Annotated in this window: 22 protein-coding genes and 1 tRNA gene; 11 read left to right on the forward strand and 12 right to left on the reverse strand. The window is 66.2% G+C overall.

Going from position 1 to position 16,524, the window contains the following annotated elements:
* Positions 1–52: 52 nt before the first annotated feature.
* Both SynA15127_RS10485 and SynA15127_RS10490 read left to right on the forward strand, forming a co-directional pair.
* Positions 53–805 carry a YebC/PmpR family DNA-binding transcriptional regulator gene (locus tag SynA15127_RS10485; RefSeq protein ID WP_186484059.1) on the forward strand — a complete coding sequence of 251 codons (753 nt, stop codon included), beginning with the start codon at positions 53–55 and terminating at the stop codon, positions 803–805.
* Entirely contained in the window at positions 789–1,484 is a 696-nt protein-coding gene (locus SynA15127_RS10490; RefSeq protein WP_370593985.1) for a L,D-transpeptidase family protein, read from the forward strand. The genes SynA15127_RS10485 and SynA15127_RS10490 overlap by 17 nt, the downstream gene beginning before the upstream one ends.
* Positions 1,485–1,490: 6 nt before the next feature.
* Here SynA15127_RS10490 and SynA15127_RS10495 read toward each other — a convergent pair whose 3' ends face one another.
* From SynA15127_RS10495 to SynA15127_RS10510, 4 genes are all read right to left on the reverse strand, one after another.
* A complete protein-coding gene (locus SynA15127_RS10495; RefSeq protein WP_186484060.1) occupies positions 1,491–1,658 on the reverse strand; it encodes a hypothetical protein in 168 nt (55 codons plus the stop codon).
* A 70-nt stretch (positions 1,659–1,728) separates the two neighbouring features.
* Positions 1,729–1,968 carry a hypothetical protein gene (locus SynA15127_RS10500; protein ID WP_186484061.1) on the reverse strand — a complete coding sequence of 80 codons (240 nt, stop codon included), beginning with the start codon at positions 1,966–1,968 and terminating at the stop codon, positions 1,729–1,731.
* 35 nt (positions 1,969–2,003) lie between these two features.
* Complete coding sequence (locus SynA15127_RS10505) at positions 2,004–2,777, reverse strand: glucosamine-6-phosphate deaminase (RefSeq protein ID WP_186484062.1); 774 nt, start codon at positions 2,775–2,777, stop codon at positions 2,004–2,006.
* 15 nt (positions 2,778–2,792) lie between these two features.
* A complete protein-coding gene (locus tag SynA15127_RS10510) occupies positions 2,793–4,181 on the reverse strand; it encodes a SpoIID/LytB domain-containing protein (RefSeq protein WP_255475477.1) in 1,389 nt (462 codons plus the stop codon).
* A gap of 82 nt (positions 4,182–4,263) precedes the next feature.
* Here SynA15127_RS10510 and rnz point away from each other — a divergent pair, with 82 nt between their 5' ends.
* Positions 4,264–5,223, forward strand: coding sequence for a ribonuclease Z (gene rnz, locus SynA15127_RS10515; protein WP_186484063.1), 960 nt, complete (start codon positions 4,264–4,266; stop codon positions 5,221–5,223).
* 74 nt (positions 5,224–5,297) lie between these two features.
* Positions 5,298–5,810, forward strand: coding sequence for a photosystem II cytochrome c-550 (gene psbV / locus SynA15127_RS10520; protein ID WP_186484064.1), 513 nt, complete (start codon positions 5,298–5,300; stop codon positions 5,808–5,810).
* Positions 5,811–5,850: 40 nt separating this feature from the next.
* Here psbV and SynA15127_RS10525 read toward each other — a convergent pair whose 3' ends face one another.
* The 4 genes from SynA15127_RS10525 to serA form a co-directional block, all read right to left on the reverse strand.
* Entirely contained in the window at positions 5,851–6,243 is a 393-nt protein-coding gene (locus SynA15127_RS10525) for a hypothetical protein (RefSeq protein WP_186484065.1), read from the reverse strand.
* A gap of 99 nt (positions 6,244–6,342) precedes the next feature.
* Positions 6,343–6,642 (reverse strand): ferredoxin, encoded by a 300-nt coding sequence (locus SynA15127_RS10530; protein WP_043692601.1) that lies wholly within the window; start codon positions 6,640–6,642, stop codon positions 6,343–6,345.
* A 140-nt stretch (positions 6,643–6,782) separates the two neighbouring features.
* Positions 6,783–7,685 carry a 50S ribosomal protein L11 methyltransferase gene (gene prmA / locus SynA15127_RS10535; protein WP_186484066.1) on the reverse strand — a complete coding sequence of 301 codons (903 nt, stop codon included), beginning with the start codon at positions 7,683–7,685 and terminating at the stop codon, positions 6,783–6,785.
* On the reverse strand, positions 7,685–9,271 hold the full coding sequence (serA, locus tag SynA15127_RS10540; RefSeq protein ID WP_186484067.1) for a phosphoglycerate dehydrogenase: 1,587 nt from the start codon (positions 9,269–9,271) through the stop codon (positions 7,685–7,687). The genes prmA and serA overlap by 1 nt, the downstream gene beginning before the upstream one ends.
* Positions 9,272–9,372: 101 nt before the next feature.
* Here serA and SynA15127_RS10545 point away from each other — a divergent pair, with 101 nt between their 5' ends.
* The 6 genes from SynA15127_RS10545 (at position 9,373) to SynA15127_RS10570 (ending at position 13,450) form a co-directional block, all read left to right on the forward strand.
* Complete coding sequence (locus SynA15127_RS10545; protein ID WP_043696892.1) at positions 9,373–9,873, forward strand: hypothetical protein; 501 nt, start codon at positions 9,373–9,375, stop codon at positions 9,871–9,873.
* Positions 9,870–10,649, forward strand: coding sequence for a photosystem II S4 domain protein (locus SynA15127_RS10550; protein ID WP_186484068.1), 780 nt, complete (start codon positions 9,870–9,872; stop codon positions 10,647–10,649). The genes SynA15127_RS10545 and SynA15127_RS10550 overlap by 4 nt, the downstream gene beginning before the upstream one ends.
* Before the next feature lie 81 nt (positions 10,650–10,730).
* Positions 10,731–10,802, forward strand: a tRNA-Val gene (locus tag SynA15127_RS10555).
* Between the two features lie 25 nt (positions 10,803–10,827).
* A complete protein-coding gene (gene murD / locus SynA15127_RS10560) occupies positions 10,828–12,216 on the forward strand; it encodes a UDP-N-acetylmuramoyl-L-alanine--D-glutamate ligase (RefSeq protein ID WP_186484069.1) in 1,389 nt (462 codons plus the stop codon).
* Positions 12,217–12,300: 84 nt separating this feature from the next.
* The gene (locus tag SynA15127_RS10565; protein ID WP_186485701.1) at positions 12,301–12,747 is read left to right on the forward strand and encodes an EVE domain-containing protein; all 447 of its coding nucleotides are present in this window, start codon (positions 12,301–12,303) and stop codon (positions 12,745–12,747) included.
* Entirely contained in the window at positions 12,731–13,450 is a 720-nt protein-coding gene (locus tag SynA15127_RS10570; RefSeq protein WP_186484070.1) for a hypothetical protein, read from the forward strand. Before SynA15127_RS10565 ends, SynA15127_RS10570 begins: the two co-directional genes overlap by 17 nt.
* Here SynA15127_RS10570 and SynA15127_RS10575 read toward each other — a convergent pair.
* From SynA15127_RS10575 to SynA15127_RS10590, 4 genes are all read right to left on the reverse strand, one after another.
* Complete coding sequence (locus SynA15127_RS10575; RefSeq protein WP_186484071.1) at positions 13,402–13,659, reverse strand: DUF2811 domain-containing protein; 258 nt, start codon at positions 13,657–13,659, stop codon at positions 13,402–13,404. The two genes, SynA15127_RS10570 and SynA15127_RS10575, sit on opposite strands and share 49 nt — an antisense overlap.
* A 314-nt stretch (positions 13,660–13,973) precedes the next feature.
* Positions 13,974–14,345, reverse strand: coding sequence for a DUF1818 family protein (locus SynA15127_RS10580; RefSeq protein WP_186484072.1), 372 nt, complete (start codon positions 14,343–14,345; stop codon positions 13,974–13,976).
* Positions 14,346–14,349: 4 nt separating this feature from the next.
* Entirely contained in the window at positions 14,350–14,577 is a 228-nt protein-coding gene (locus tag SynA15127_RS10585) for a DNA-directed RNA polymerase subunit omega (protein ID WP_043692626.1), read from the reverse strand.
* 40 nt (positions 14,578–14,617) lie between these two features.
* Positions 14,618–14,902, reverse strand: a complete 285-nt coding sequence (locus tag SynA15127_RS10590) for a hypothetical protein (RefSeq protein WP_186484073.1) — start codon at positions 14,900–14,902, stop codon at positions 14,618–14,620.
* 63 nt (positions 14,903–14,965) lie between these two features.
* Here SynA15127_RS10590 and SynA15127_RS10595 point away from each other — a divergent pair, with 63 nt between their 5' ends.
* A complete protein-coding gene (locus SynA15127_RS10595; RefSeq protein ID WP_186485702.1) occupies positions 14,966–16,519 on the forward strand; it encodes an Hsp70 family protein in 1,554 nt (517 codons plus the stop codon).
* The last annotated feature ends 5 nt before the right edge of the window (positions 16,520–16,524 follow it).

A 16,524-nucleotide genomic window follows, 5' to 3' on the forward strand; every position in this document is an offset into this window, starting at 1 on the left:
GCCAAAGCCCTGAGTACCCTGCGCAACCAGCGAACGCTCCTGCTCTGCAGCGATGGCCGGCCACAGCAAATGGTCACAGATCAAGCGCACCAAGGCCGTGGTGGATGCCAAACGCGGCGCCGTGTTCACCCGACTTGGGCGGGAGATCATGGTGGCGGCGCGGGATGGGGCGGATCCGGCCGGAAATTTCCAGCTACGCACGGCGATCAGCAAAGCCAAGACGGCCGGGGTGCCGGCATCCAACATCGAGCGGGCGATCGCCAAGGGCTCGGGGCAGGGTGCTGAGGCGGCCCAGTTGGCGGAGGTCCGCTACGAGGGCTACGGGCCCGGCGGTGTCGCAGTGCTGGTGGAAGCCCTCACCGACAACCGCAACCGAACAGCGGCGGATCTACGCCTGGCCTTCAGCAAGAACGGCGGCAACCTCGGGGAAAGCGGCTGTGTTGCCTACCTGTTCGAACACCGCAGCGAGGTGACAATCAGCGCCGATGGCGACGTCGAGGAAGCTCTGCTGGAGAGCCTGCTGGAGCTCGACGCCGACGGCTACGACCTGATCGACGACGGTGTTGTGGTGCACGGCCCCTTCACGCTGCTCGAAGCCCTGCAGGATGGCCTGCGGCAGCAGGGCTGGACCGTGCGCGATTGGGGCCACAGCTGGCATGCGAGCACCAGCATCGACATGGCTGATGTCGACACCGCAGGTCAGTGTCTGAAGCTGCTCGATGCCCTCGATGGTCTGGACGACGTGCGCAGCGTTAGCTGCAATCTCGGGGAGATCCCTGAGCAGATCGGTGCGGGAGCGGCATGATGCGCGCAACGTCGTCGCCGTCATGGGTACATCGCGCACGATCGCGCTGGCCGCAGCGCTGCTGAGCCTGGCCGGATGCCAGTCCGAGCCCTCCTCCCCTCCGGAACAGGCGGATCCGATCAGCAGGGTCCGGATCGAACTTGACGTCAATGCCTCGGCGAAGAGCACAGGGATTCTCAGTGGTGCCGGTCTCAACCACGCCTTCCACGTCGGCTACGGCAAATACGGCATCGCCTGTGAGGGATCGCGTTTTGAGGAGGGCGTCACGCCGCTCGGCACCTTTCGCGTCAACGCCATGCTGAGCGACGACATCTTTGAGATGGAGCCGGAGCTGATCGAACAATCCGGACGCACCCGGGACAATCTCAAGAGCACGCTGTTCCGCAACATGAGCGCCATCGACTTCAAGGGAGATGGCGAAACCGGCGAATACGGGAACGGCTACATCAGTCTCGCGCCTGTCCCGGCCACGCCGCAGCCCTTCGAATTCAACGAGTACGCCGGTCAGTTCCGCTGGTACAGCTTCGCCATCCACGGCACCAACGACGAACGTCGTGTCGGCAGCAAGGACACAGGTGGCTGCCTCAACGTCAGCGACAAGGATCTGAAGGTGCTGCTGGAGAATCTCTCCATCGGCGACGAAGTCGAGATCACCGCCAACGGCCCCTGCAGCAGCTGAGGGACCTCAGCGAAACTCCTGCCAGATCGCTCGCAACTCCTCCGGTTCCACCGTGAGCAGGTGAATCCTGGCTTCATTGAGCACGGCCTTCAGGCAACGCTCCTGCCGGCACGGGAGCAGATCCTCCATCCGATCGAGGATGTCGAGGTACATGGCAAAGGTGGAGACGTTCATGACAGAGACGGGCTGAACTCTGCAATCTCCCGACGCCGCCGCCGATTCACATCGCTCGGATGGGGGATCATCACTCCTCCGCCGGACGCTGGCGGATCATCGTCGCCAACATCTCGAGCTTGGAGTTTTCCGATTCCGAGGCCCGGTTCGCCATCCAGGAATTGGCGGCTTTCTGCTGCGACAGCTGCTGCACGAGAGCCAGAGCCACCTCCCGCAGCTGCTCGATGTCCTGACAGTCAAGGATGAAGCGGTTGAACCGCTCCATCTCGAAACTCTGCTCTAGGCGAGGCTCCAGCGGTTCGATGCTCATGTCAGGGCTGCCAGGCCGAGGTCTGAACGGCCAGATCAAGCTAAGGGGGGTGCCAGGGCTGGTGCATCAGCCCACAGCCAGACCCGAGAGTGACGCAGCAGCCAGGAGGCCGGCAGCTGCGGATCAGGCTGTCTCGCCGCCAGCAGCCGGCGCAGGATCGCCGCCTTCGCGGCTCCGGTGACCACCAGATGGATCTCCTCGGCGGCGAGGATCTCCTGCAACCCCAGGGTGATCGCCGACGACGGCACCGCTGCGGGATCCCCGCCGAACATCCCGGCATTCTGCTGTCGTGTGGCACTGGAGAGAGACACCACCCGACAGGGCAGATCCGCTTCGCAGGGGGGTTCGTTGAACCCCACATGACCGTTGCTGCCCAGCCCCAGAAGCTGCACGCCGATGCCACCGGAGCGAGCCAGTGCGGCGCCGTAGGCAGCAGCGGCTCCATCGCCATCGGCGGCGAAGCCATCCGGCAGCCGTAAGGCGCCATCCGGGATCTGTAGCGGACCCCCGAGCTGTTCGGCCATGAAGCGGCGGTAACTGCGCGGATCCGAGGCCGCCAGGCCTCGATACTCATCCAGGTTGAAACTGCTCCAGCAGGCCTTCAGAGCGGCCAGCTCGTCCGTGCGCCAACCCTGCAGACGCCGCACAAGGGCGGCGTACAGCGGTTCCATGGTGCGTCCAGTGGCCAGGCCCAGAGGGCGATCGCCGCAGCGCCGTGCCCGCAGCTGATCCTCGAGCCGTTCCGCCAGAGCGTCACACAGGGCTTCCGCGTTGGAGCGCTGCTCCAGCTGATGGGGGAATCCCGACACGCCTGGGGGCCTGGCTCAACCTCTCCAGAGTGGCGCTGATGGCACCAGCTGCGCCATGGCGGGATCGTGATATGGCTGGAAGGGCACCACATCAGCCCCCCGGTAGTAGTGCCCGAGGATCGCGCGGAAATCCGCACCCTGCTCCGCCAGGCCATGGGCCCCCCACTGACTCATGCCCACGCCGTGCCCGAAGCCCTGACCGCGCACCAGCAACTGGCGGCCGGCCGCAGCAGGACGGGACCGGGCGGCTGCGCCGAGCAGGTCCGGAGTCGAGGACCTCAGCTGCCGCACCGGTCGTGGGCGTAACCCCATCGGCTGACGACCGACGCTGGCCGTGATCCGATCGATGCGGGAGCGACCGGAACCCGACTCTGCATCGGGGCTGGCGACCGCCGGCAGCGACTCGGATGCCGGCCGAGTACTGGCTGCGACCATCTCGAAGTTCACCAGAGTGCTCTTGAGGCCGAGGCGTCGCCGCAGTTCGGATCCCGTGAGCATCAGCGTGCCGCGGGGGCCGCGCACCCGGGCCTGACGGACCCGGCCGCTGCGGCTGCGACTGAGCACTTCCACGCCATTCAGCCCGCCGGTCTCCGGCCAGGTGCGTCGCAGCATCATCGGATCGAAGCGTTCCTGCCAGCGGTGGACAGGGCTGTGCTGGTCGTGATCGGGAACGCTGACCAGATAGGGCAACTGGTTTCGCCACACCATGCCGCTGGCTTCCGTGACGCCGCCGGAACTGCTGTGGAACACCGCATCGATCAGCTTGCCGCCGTGCACGAGCACCAGGGAACGGGTGCTGGCCACCGCTTTACGGGTGCTGGCGGTCTCCGCCTCCACCCCGCTGTAAACCTGGCTGGCCACGGTGGCCTTCACATCCCAGCCACCGCCGCGGCTGCGCTGCTTCAGGGCATAGGTCCGAGCCGCCACCGCCTGGGCCTGCAGAGCGGCCAGAGGCCATGCATGGGGCATCTCGCTACCCACCACACTCGCCAGATAGGTCTCGATCCCAAGCTCGTTCACCGCCCGCAGGGTGCCGCCGCGGCCACTGATGCGAAGTTCGCCCCGGTAGCGACGCTGACCGAGCCAGATGCCACGCGGGTCATCGTTCATCACCGACAACACGGCAGCAGCACCCAGCCAGCGCTCGTCGCCATCACAGTCGATCAGCAGGCGCCCCCCGCGCAGGCTCACCTCCAGACGCCTCCAGCTCCCCTCACCACCGGGCAGACCGCGCACCCGCAGCAACTGCTCGCCATCAGCCCGCAGAAGCAGGCGCGGACCTTCGTGCAGCAGCACCCGCATGCGCGGCTCCATCATCCGCGGCACGGCCACCGGCGGATGCAGCAGCGACAGTCCGGCAAGGCCTAACAGGGCGGCGGCGCCGAAGACTGGAGCGGATCGCACGGATCGATTCAGAGGCAGCCCAGTGTGCCCCGATCACCCCGGCACTGCCAGATGGCAGCATGTCCACTGAGGATCAGCGGCCTTGCAGGTCACCTTTCTCGGTACGAGTTCCGGCGTCCCCACGAGGGCCCGCAACGTTTCAGCGGTAGCGCTGCGGCTGCCTCAGCGGGCCGAAATGTGGCTGTTCGACTGCGGTGAGGGCACCCAGCACCAGTTCCTGCGCAGTGACCTGAGGCTCTCCCAGCTGCGCCGGGTGTTCATCACCCACATGCACGGGGATCACGTGTTCGGCCTGCCTGGCCTGCTGGCCAGCCTCGGGCTGTCGGGCAGCTGCAACGAGGGAGTCGACCTCTACGGCCCCGATCCCCTGGAGACCTTTCTTCAGGGGGCCCTCAGCAGCAGCTCCACCCGCATCGGCTATCCGCTCCAGATTCACCGGGTGCGACCGGCGGCTGAGCAGGGAACCCTTGTGTTCGAAGACGACTCCCTGACGGTGCGCTGCACACCGCTTACCCACCGGGTGCCGGCCTATGCCTACCGGGTCGAGCAGAAGCCACTCGCCGGCCGTTTCGACATCGAACGGGCCCGTGCCCTGGAGATTCCTCCCGGCCCGGTCTACGCGCGGCTCAAACGGGGTGAGACCGTCACCCTCGAGGACGGTCGGGTGATGGACGGCACCAGCCTCTGCGGCCCGGACCGCCCTGGGGTGAGCGTTGTGTATTGCACCGACACCGTCTTCTGTGAGGCCGCCGTGGAGCTGGCCCGCGGCGCCGATCTGCTGATCCATGAATCGACCTTCGCCCACGCTGAAGCGGAGATGGCCTTTCAGAAACAGCACTCCACCAGCACGATGGCCGCCCAGACCGCGGCAGAGGCTGGGGTCGGCCAGCTGGTGCTGACCCACCTGAGTCCCCGCTACGCCCATGGCAATCCAGTTACACCGGACGACCTGCTGGCGGAGGCGAGGGCGATCTTCCCGGAGACCCTGGTCGCCAAGGATTTCATGACCCTGGACGTGAAGCCCCGCTGCAACAGTTCGTGATTCCGCCACGGAGCGACTCTCCCCCGTGATACAAGGGCTTGGTGCGGTGAATCCGTCAGTCCCCGTCATCCTTCATGGCCTCTCCTTTCTCCTCTCTCCGACGGTCCCTCAGCGGACTGCTGATCCTGGTGCCGGTGCTGATCGGCCTTCTTCTCGCGGCACCCGCTGAAGCGGCCCGCTGGGATGCAGAAACCCTCACGGTCTCCAGCAGTCCCGACGGAGCTCTGGTGACCTTCAGCGAGCAGGAGATCAACGCCGGCCGCAAGGTGTTCAACACCAGCTGCGGCACCTGCCACGCCGGCGGCATCACCAAGACGAACCACAACGTCGGCCTCGATCCCGAGACCCTCGCGCTGGCCACCCCGGCCCGCGACAACGTCGATGCGCTGGTGGATTACATGAAGGACCCCACCTCCTATGACGGTGAATACAGCATTTCGGAACTGCACCCCAGCATGCGCAGCGCCGAGCTGTACCCCGCCATGCGCGACCTCGACGACGAGGATCTGCGCCTGATGGCGGGCTACATCCTCGTGTCTCCCAAGGTTCAGGGAACAGCCTGGGGCGGCGGCAAGATCTACTTCTGATCCGGCTGAGTTCAAGCTGATCGGCTGACCCCAGTGGCCCTCAGGCCGCTGGGGTTTTTGATGGCTCAGCAGGGGTGCCGTTGTCCGCCTGCATCGAGCGGGGAAGACGGCTGTACCACCACTCCTGCAGCTCGCGGCTGAAGGTCTGGGAGAACAGCGTCAGAACGGTGGCCGTGGGGCGCGAGCCCGGCTGAAGCAGCTCAACGGCATAGGACGGGCAGCGACGGGCCGCCAGATCGGGGACAAAACGCCTGCCGACGCGTCGCCAGCTCGGCTCCTTGCTGCGCCACACCAGGCGGCAGCAGGGCCAGGGCAGTTCTTCGCGATCAAACAGCCGGCAGCAGGGCCCGATCACACGGAAGCTGTACTGGCCTCCCGGACTGGTGTGCACACTGCCGCAGGCCAGCAGCTCCTGGGCTTCAGAACGGCTCAAGTCGACAGCTCTGCGATGAACTCATGGAAGACGGACAGACAACAAAAAACCACCCCCTTGGGGGTGGTTTTCCATCGGGATCCGATGGAGATGAAGGGCTCAGTAGAGCTCTTCCTCGGCGTGGGTCTTGATGGTGCAATCGGAGGTGGGGTAAGCCACGCAGGTGAGCACGAAACCAGCTTCGATCTGGTCGTCGTCCAGGAAGCTCTGGTCGGACTGATCGACGGTACCGGCGGTCAGCTTGCCGGCACAGGTGGAGCAGGCGCCGGCGCGGCAGGAATAGGGCAGGTCGATGCCCTGCTCTTCAGCAGCATCGAGGATGTACTGGTCATCGGGCACTTCGATGGTCTTGTTCAGACCTTCGCTCTCGCTGACCAGGGTGACCTTGTAGGAAGCCATGATTGGTGAATGCGTACAGGTACCCGGAGATCCGAGCCTGCAGGACTAGACGTTTTTACTGCAAACGGAGCCTCTTGCAGCCGCTCGAACCACTCGGCGGGGCAAGGTCCAATGGGAGGCCATACACAGATAAGCCAGGCTTATGGCGCCTCCTGGCTCCGGCGGCGAATGCACAGCAGCCCCCAGCGGCCCTGAGAGGCCGTTTCACTGACCTGCCATCCCAGCGCTGCCAGCACTTCCGTCAGCCGCGGCGCCTGGTCCACCAGCAGGCCGCTGAGCAGGGCCCGGCCACCGGGAGCGATCAGGCTCTCGAACCCCGGTGCCAGAGCCTCGATCACCGGCGCCAGGATGTTGCAGAGCAGCAGATCAGCCCGCTGGGTGCCAAGCAACTGCTGCAGGGTCTCCACCGAGCCGAGAGCGACCGCCAGCTGCTCCGGCCTGCGCTGGTTTAGATCGCGGTTCTCTGCCGTGGCCCGCACCGCCAGGGAGTCGGTGTCGGCGGCGACCACCCGCTGCGCCCCGAGGTGGAGGGCCGCCAGACCGAGCACACCGCTGCCGCAGCCGAGATCTGCCACCAAGGCACCCTGGGGAGGCTGCTGCTCGAGGGCCTCCAGGCAGAGGCGGGTGGTGGGGTGACTGCCGGTGCCGAAGGCGCTGCCCGGATCCATGCGGATCACCAGACGCTCACGGTGCTCATCCGGCACCTCCAGCCACGCCGGCAGGATCAGCAGAGCGCGGCCCACGGGATCGGGCTGCCAGTGCTGCTTCCAACTCAGACTCCAGTCCTCGTCGTCGACCTCATCCCAGTGTCCCTGCGGCAGGCTGAGGCCGAAGGGATGGGCCAGGGGCGCCAGGCTCGCCAGCAGTTCATGGCGATCGGTCTCCGGCCATTCCGGCTGCGGCAACCACAGCAGCAGCGTGCGCTGCTCCGGAGTCTCCGGAGCATGCTGCACCGCATGGCGATGAAGCCCGAGATCATCCAGCTTCCAGAGCAGCGATTCCTCGAGTTCCGCAGGACAGGGCAGCGACAGACGCCACCACATCAGAGCGTTACCGGATGGGCTTCCTGGATGCCCTCAATCGCCGTGATCGTCTGCAGCAGCGTTGCAGGAATCGGGTCATCGATGCTCAGCACCATCACCGCATCGCCGCGGACGATCTTGCGTCCCACCTGCATCGCCGCGATGTTCACGTTGTGCTCGCCGAGCATCGATCCCAGCTGGCCGATGATGCCGGGCATGTCCCGGTGGCGCGTGAACAGCATGTGGCTGCTTGGGGTCACGTTCACCGGGAATTCGTCGATATTGGTGATCCGCAGATCCCCATCGGCGAACACGGTTCCCGTCACGCTGCGGCTGCCCTGATCCCCACGACTGGTGAGCTGCAGTGAGCCGCCGGCGAAATCGCGGCTGGCCTCGTCCTTCACCTCCAGCACGCGGATGCCACGGGCCTTGGCTTCGAGGGAGGCATTCACGAAATTGATGCTGTCCCCCAGCACCGCTCCCAGCAAGCCCTTGAGGGATGCGATCAGCAAGGGCTGCGAGGGATGGCTGGCGAATTCACCCTGGAGCCGGAGCTCCAGCTCCTGCACCTGACCGCCGGACAGCTGACTGACGAGCCGGCCGACGGTTTCCGCCAACTGCAGGTGGGGCTTGAGCCGCTCCATGATCTCGGCGCTCAGGCCAGGAATGTTGACGGCGCTGCGAGCCGGCAGCCCCAGCAGCACATCCCGGATCTGCTCGGCGACATCCACCGCCACGTTCTCCTGGGCTTCCTCCGTGGATGCTCCGAGGTGGGGCGTCAGCACCAGACCGCGTTCCACGGCCCGCAGCGGCGAATCCTCCGCCAGGGGCTCGCTGGCGTAAACATCCAGGCCGGCCCCGGCGATCACACCGTTCTGAATGGCTTCGGAGATGGCCGACTCATCGACAACGCCGCCGCGGGCGCAGTTCACGATGCGGGCCGTCGGTTTCATCGTGCGCAAAAGCTCTGCATTCACCAGGTTCTCGGTGTCCTTGGTGCGCGGGATGTGCAGGGTCACGTAATCCGCTGTACGGAACAGCTCATCCAGATCGGTGAGCCGCACCTGCATCTGCTGGGCGCGGTCGGCGGCGATGAAGGGGTCGTAGGCGATCACCTCCATGCCCATGGCCCTGGCGACGCGGGCCACATGGGAACCGATCTTGCCCAGACCCACCACACCGAGCGTCTTTTTATAAAGCTCGTTGCCGACGTATTTCTTGCGGTCCCACTTGCCGGCCCGCATACCCGCATGGGCCTGGGGCACATGCCGGGACAGCGAGAGCATCATCGCCAGGGCATGCTCCGCGGCCGCGATGGTGTTGCCCTCCGGCGAATTCACCACCAGGACTCCCCGCTGGGTGGCCGCGGGCACATCGACGTTGTCGACACCGACGCCGGCACGGCCGATGATCTTGAGCCTGGACGCCGCGGCGATGACGTCGGCCGTCACCTGCGTGCCCGAACGGATCATCAGAGCGTCGTAGTCGCCGATGCAGGCCTTCAGCTCCTCGGCCGACATGCCGGGGCGCTCATCCACCTGCGCCACCTGACTGAGAATGTCGATCCCGGCCTTGTCAATGGGATCGGAAACCAGAACTTTCGTCATGAAAGGGCGCGGAACAGCCGCGCCGAACTGTAGTGATCAGCACCCACACCGCCAGTCGTTCAAAGGACAGGGTTCAGAATTCAGCTTTCCGGTGTGAGGGGATGGCGATCTGTGTGGTGGTGCTGGCCGATCAGGCTGCGGCGGATCAGCTGACCGAGCAGCTGAACGACCCGCAGCTCCGTCTGAGCAGGAGCATCACCATCCCGCCCGAGGGGGACAGCATCGACCGCGTCGAACTGCTCAGTCCCAACCTCACGCGGCAGCGGCGACAGAAGACGATGGCCCGCTGGCTGATGCCCTTCGGATTCCTTGCTGGGGTGACCTTCACCAAGATCACCAACCTGACCACGTTCGCCAGCTTCGGTCCCTGGGGCGAGACCCTGATCGGCGGGCTGCTGGGCATGGGATCCGGCCTGATGGGCAGCTATGCGGCCGCCGCCAGCGTCAACTCCGAGAACGAGGACGGCGTTCGGATCCTGCGCAACCGCCGCGAGGAAGGCCGCTGGCTGCTGCTGCTGGAGACACCGACCGGCATCGATCTGCCCTGGCAGACGGTGCAGCGCTGCCGGCCGCTGCAGGTGGTGCGCCTGAGCGAGCTGTGACGCTGCCGCGCGACCAACTGCTTGAGGGAAGTCAGGACCCGAAGGGGCTCGAGCCTCTGCTCGACCTGGCCGAGGAGGTGCTGCGCACCTGGCAACCCCGGTGGAGTGGATTTCTCTCCGCCCCGCTGCAGGAGGAGGCGCTCGAACGGCTCGGCCACCTGAGTGAACTGCTGTGGGAGCGCCAGGGTGGCCATGCCGGAGCGGAGCGCTGCCGGCTGCTCTGTCACCGCCGCGATGCCGCTCCGGAAGAGCCGTTGCCGATCGAGGGGCTGCTGATCGAGGGCAACTTCCTGTTCGACCCCCTCAGCCCCGCCGATCTGCGTCAGGCCCTGCAGGCGATGGGAGCACCGGCGGAGGGACTGGGGGACCTCTGGGTGCGCGGTGACCGCGGTGGACAGGGACTGTGCACACCCATCTGTGCCGAGCTGCTGGATGCTGGCCACGGCCAGGTGCGGGACGTGCCGATCCGTTGCGAGCGGCGTCCGCTGGAGCAGTTGCAACTGCCGGCCATCCGGGCACCCCGCACGCTCAGCAGCGTGGAGGCCTCCTGTCGCCTCGACGCCATCGCCTCCGCCGGTTTCGGCATCTCCCGCTCGAAGGTGATCAGTCAGATCAAGGCCGGCCGGTTGCGGCACAACTGGCAGCCCATCCGAGTCGCCAGCCGTGAGCTGGTGGTGGGGGACCGGCTGCAGCTTCAGGACCGCGGCATGGTCGAGGTGCTCTCCCTGACGCTCACCAAACGGGAGCGCTGGCGCGTTGAACTGAAGCGCACCTGAGCTGCGGACTGCGGACCGACTGCTACTCTCCTAACTCGATCAAACGTCGATCCGAACAGGGACGAATTGTTGATCAGCTGCGGGCGATTAGCTCAGGGGTAGAGCACTACATTGACATTGTAGGAGTCACTGGTTCAAATCCAGTATCGCCCACTCCCCAGTCAGGGAAACGTTTTTGATGGATCGCACGATCGTTGTGGGGCTGGGACGCTCTGGCATCGGTGCGGCTCGTCTTCTGCACCACAACGGCATTCCCGTCAGCGTGATGGAGCGGGGAAACACCCCGCAGGATGAGGAGCGGGCTGCACCGCTGCGTCAACAGGGAATCGAGGTAACTCTGGGGCTGCCGCTGGAGCCGGAGAGCTTCCAGCCCTGGCACGGATGTTTCGACACGGTGGTGATCGGCCCAGGCATCGCCTGGGATCACCCCACCCTCCACAGCCTGCGCTCGCAGGGCATCCGGGTGCGCGGTGAGATGGACCTGGCCTGGCAGGCCCTGCGCCACCTGCCCTGGGTGGGCATCACCGGCACCAACGGCAAGACCACCGTCACCCATCTGCTCAGCCACGTGCTCGAGTGCGCCGGGCTGCGCGCCCCCATGGGCGGAAACATGGGGGTCTCCGCCGCCGAGATGGCCCTGCAGCTCAAGCAGGCATCCGGGCCGGAGCCGGACTGGATGGTGATGGAACTCAGCAGTTATCAGATCGAAGCGACACCGGAGCTGGCCCCCCGCATCGGCCTCTGGACGACGCTCACACCGGACCATCTCGAACGCCACGGCACCCTCGAGGCCTACCGGGCGATCAAGCGCGGCCTGCTGGAGCGCTCCGACCTGGCGATCTTCAACGCCGATGACCCCGACCTGCGCCAGCAGCGCGGGAGCTGGCAGCCGCGGGGGATCTGGGTGAGCGCCGCAGGGCCCCGTCCCGATGGACAGGACGCCGATCTCTGGATCGATGCCGACGATCAGGTTCGCGCTGCGGACGGACCGCTCTTCCCTGCCACAGCACTGGCCATGCCGGGGCTGCACAACCGCCAGAACCTGCTGATGGTCACGGCGGCCGCCCGGCGCATCGGCCTCCCTGCCGCCGAGATCGAGGCCGCACTGCGCCGGTTCCCCGGTGTGCCCCATCGCCTTGAGCGGCTGGGAACCGTGAACGGCCTGAGCGTGTTCAACGACAGCAAGGCCACCAACTACGACGCGGCGGAGGTGGGCCTGCGGGCGATGACGGCGCCGGTGGTGGTGCTGGCGGGGGGCGAGACCAAGCGGGGCGAAGCCGCGGGCTGGCTGAAGCAGTTGAAGCAGAGGGCCTGCGCCGTGGTGCTGTTCGGAGCCGGAGCCGAGGAGTTGCAGACGCTGATTGACGCGAGTGGATTCCCTGGCGTGCTGCACCGGTGCCAGGACCTGCCCGAGGCCGTTCCGCTCGCCCTGGCTGAGGGCTGCCGCCTCAAAGCCGCCAGCCTGCTGCTCTCCCCGGCCTGCGCCAGCTTTGATCAATACACCGATTTCGAAGCGCGCGGCGACCATTTCCGCCAGCTGATCCAGGCATCCTCCGGGTTGAACTGAGCCGGATCGACCAGAAATTCAGCAGGTCCCCCCTCTCGATCCGATGATGTGGCCACCGACGCGGTTGTCGTGGCGTACTGGCTGATGAAGAGCGAGCCCGATGCTTACGGCATCGACGACTTGCGGCGGGAGGGCACCACCCTCTGGGATGGCATCCGTAATTACCAGGCGCGCAATTTCATGCGCACCATGACGGCTGGTGACAGGGCCTTCTTCTATCACTCCAATTGCAAGCCGCCCGGAATCGTGGGGCTGATGGAGGTGACCGAAACAGCTCTGGTGGACCCCACACAGTTCGATCCCGCCGCCAAGTACTACGACGCCAAGTCCAGTCCGGACGCTCCGCGCTGGGATTGCGCCCGGCTGCGCTTTCTGGGCGCCTTCAAGACCATGCTCAGTCTCGATCAGCTGCGTGAGCTCTACGACGTCGATCAGCTGCCGGTGATCCGACGCGGCAATCGGCTGTCCATCCTGCCGGTGCCGGAGGAGACGGCCCTCGACCTGCTGGAGCGGCTTGGCCCCTTCCACTGAGCTGCCACTGCTGCGGGCCCTGCCCAGGGCTTGGGTCGCCTTCGGGCGAGCACCGTGGCGCTGCGTCGGCCTGGCGTCCCTGGTGGTGCTCAGCGGCGCGGGCCTGGCGGTGATCGGCGAGGACCTGAGACGACTGGGGCTGGCTCAGCTGGGTGATCTCGCCGTGGTGCTCAGCCTGCTGCTTCCGCTGCTGCCTCTGTTGGGGCTGCTGCAGCTGGCCGATACCCTGCTGCCACCCCAGCAACCGCAGCGTCCCCTGGGTCGCCGCAGCTTTCTGCTGCGGCAGTCCCTGGCACTGCTGCTGATGGAGATCCTGCTGCCTCTGGGGGGCATCGCCCTGATTCAGAGCCTCAGCTGGGTGATGGGGCGGATCAGCACGACCCTGGCCGGACTGGTGGTGATCGGAGGTGGCCTGCTGCTGCTGAGCTGGTTGTTCAGCCAGGTGCTGGCCCTGCCGCTGCTGGTGCACCGCCGTTGCCGGGCCCTGCAGGCCATGGATCAGAGCCTTCAACTGGTCCGCAGCAACTGGCTCAAGGTGCTGGCTCTGCTCGGCCTGCTCGGGGGATTGAATCTGCTGGGTCTGCTGGTGGCCAGTGTCGGACTGCTGATCACCCTGCCCTTGAGCGCGCTCGTCCTGATGGCCTGCTGCAGGGCTCAGACGCCCGGCAGCAGGGATGCCCGGCGGAACATGTTGCCGACGTAGACGCGGGTGATCTCGCGGGAATCGACGCCGTTCTGCACAAGAAAGCCGGCGAGCGCGGCCTGCACCAGGCGGTACTGGTCCCAGTTGGGGTGCTGCTCAATGAAGTGGAGCATCGCCTGCTGCAGGGGCAGCGGTAGTTCCGACTGAAAACTCACCACGCTTTCGCTGCTCACTTGAACTGATTCGACCGAATCGAGCGTTGTCTGCATCACCCCTCTCTGGAACGACCACTACTTCTCCACAACTCGAGGAGCACGTCAAGGGCACCCCACACAACACCAGTCCAGCCGATCTCCCCATGAGACTCCAGCTCTGACCGCACTCCTGCACAGGGAACTCAGGCGACCAGGCACCAACTCAGGCCCCAAGGCCGCGCGTCAAGAGGAAGCAACAGGACATCACCACTTTCCACAGACACCAAGGGGCGGGACGCTTTTGCGGCAAACCCTGTGGAAAACCTGTGCAGAGCATGCTCCGGCGCCGTGGAGGGATCAATGGAAGCGCTTTCCATAAGCCCCGCTAATCAAGCCATGGTGTCCAACAGGGTTCTCATGGCCGCGACCATCGCCGCGGCCGCCGGCGCGGGCCAATGGCCTTCCGCCCCGCGGTTCTCTCGCGGTGACAGCAGCACGGTCAGCGTCCAGCTGTGGCGATCACCACTCAGGCAGCCCCACCAGACGCCGCGTTCGAGCTCCAGCTCGATGGCCTCCTGCTCCATGAGTTGCTCCACCAGCTCGCGATGCTGACGCTCCAGATCCGACACGAGATTCCCCAGATCCCGCCACTCTGATTCGGTGAGTTCGATCGCCCACCCCTCTCCACCGATGAGCACCGGGTAGGTGCCCCGGGAGGGATCCCTGGCCAATCGCCAGCCGGGTCCCTCCTGCTGAACCATCGCTTCAGCCAGGCAGCAGGTCGGGCTGATCCTGCTCGTCGCTGAGCTCGACAATGGCGCGCTGCACAGGCTTCACGCTCGATTCCTCCAGCAGCCCGTCGAAGTCATCGAAACGGCGTTGCTTGGCCCGGAAAGCGATCCGAACGGTGGTCAGATAGCGGTTGCTGGACTGACGGATCAGGCTTTCTCCTCGCTTGGCGAGGTCCTGGGAATCCACCCCTGCAGAAATCACAGCTGATACACGCGTTAATAAATGATTTTAAAGGTTGATCTCAAGCCAGCTGATCGCTGGTGAACGGAACGTGCATCGGGTAGCTGCGCTGACGGGAACCGGGAACCCTCAGCACGATCTGTCGTCCCAGCCCGAGGGCAGCCAACGGCAACCGCAGGTAGGTCAGCAGATCACTCACCTCCTCCAGATGGGTCATGTCAAGACACTCGATCCGGATGCTGCCCCAGCTGCGACGCATGCGACAGTCCCGCAAAGGCTCCAGCAGCTCCTCCACCCGGGGATCTTCCCGATAAAAAGAGAAGATCAGCTGCTGCAGACGGTCCATCTGACCCGATCCCCGTAATCTCGTTCTCACTTCAACGTGCCCATCAGCACGGCTCTCGCCTGCGTGGGAGAAGAAAAGCTTCAGAATTCAACCCTCGCGACCCTGGCCATCGATCTGGGGAGCACCACGACCGTGGTGGCCATCCAGCGTCAGGACGAGCCACACCCTCAGCTGCTGGACCTGCCACCCATCAGCCTTCGCCCCGGTGAGGTGCCCAGTCTGGTCTGGGCGGGTGAGCCCACGCCCCTGATCGGCCGGCAGGTGCTGGAGGCTGGCCTGGCCGACAGCACAGGGCCGGAGCTGGCCCGTGATTTCAAACGCGGCATCGGCGCCGGAGCGGTTCCAGGCGTTGCCGAACGGGCCGGGGAACAGCTGCTGCTGCAGATCTGGGACCGCCTGCCCCCGACCCTGACGATTCAACGCCTGGTGCTCACCGCCCCGGTGGAGACCTACCAGCCGTACCGAAACTGGCTGCTGCAGGCCTGCGCAGCCCTGCCTGTACAGGAGATCGCCCTGGTGGATGAGCCGACGGCAGCGGCCCTCGGGGCGGGCCTGCCGGCCGGATCGCGATTGCTGGTGGTGGATCTCGGCGGCAGCACCCTCGACCTGGCGCTGGTGTCACTGGAAGGGGGCGAAGGCCGGGCGGCTCCGATCGCCCAGCTGCTGCGGCTCCACGGCCGCAGCCTCGGGGATCGCAGCCGCCAGAAACTCCGCACGGCCAGGGTGCTGGGGAAGGCGGGCCTGCGCCTGGGCGGCCGGGACATCGACCGCTGGATCGTGGCCGCCTGCTGCCCTTCATCCGCGCCGACCACAACCCTGCTGAATGCCGCCGAGCGGCTGAAATGCCGCCTGAGCGATCCGGATCTCGGCCTGGATCAGGACCTGCAGGAGTCCGCTGATGAACAGAGCCTGCAGCTCTCAAGGCGGCAGCTCGACAGGCTGCTGGAAGAGCGGGGGATGGACGACGCCTTGGAGCGGCTGCTGGAGGAGGCCCTGACCGGAGGGCGCCGCAACGGCTGCGATCTGGAGGATCTGCAGGGGGTGGTGGCCGTGGGCGGCGGTGCACAGCTGCTCTGGCTGCGCCGCTGGCTGCAGGAACACACGGCCCCGGCTCCACTGCTCACCCCGCCACCGGTGGAGGCGGTCGCCCTTGGAGCCCTGCAGCTCACCCCGGGAGTGCAGGTGCGGGATGTTCTGCAACACGGAGTCTCCATGCGGACCTGGGATCAACGCAGTGGGGCGCACCGCTGGCACCCCCTGTTCGTGGCTGGTCAGCCCTGGCCCAGTCCAGAGCCCCTGGAACTGGTGATGGCGGCCAGCCGCAGCGGCCAGGAGCAACTGGAACTGGTGCTGGCGGAGCCCCAGACCGAAGGGCGTCATGACGTGGTCTTCGTGGAGGGGATTCCCACCCTGCGCAGCAGCGACGCCGGGGAGGTCCGGCACCAGCCATGGCCCGGCAACCCTGCGGTGCTGCCCCTGGATCCCCCGGGGGAGACGGGCCAGGACTGCCTGCGCCTGCGCATCAGGATCGACGCGGATGCGGCACTGATCGCGGAGATCCACGATTTGCGCAGCGGTCGCGAGCTCCCGGCCCTGCAACTGGGAACCGTCCGCTGATCACG

This window comes from Synechococcus sp. A15-127, from assembly GCF_014280215.1.
Lineage (GTDB): Bacteria > Cyanobacteriota > Cyanobacteriia > PCC-6307 > Cyanobiaceae > Parasynechococcus.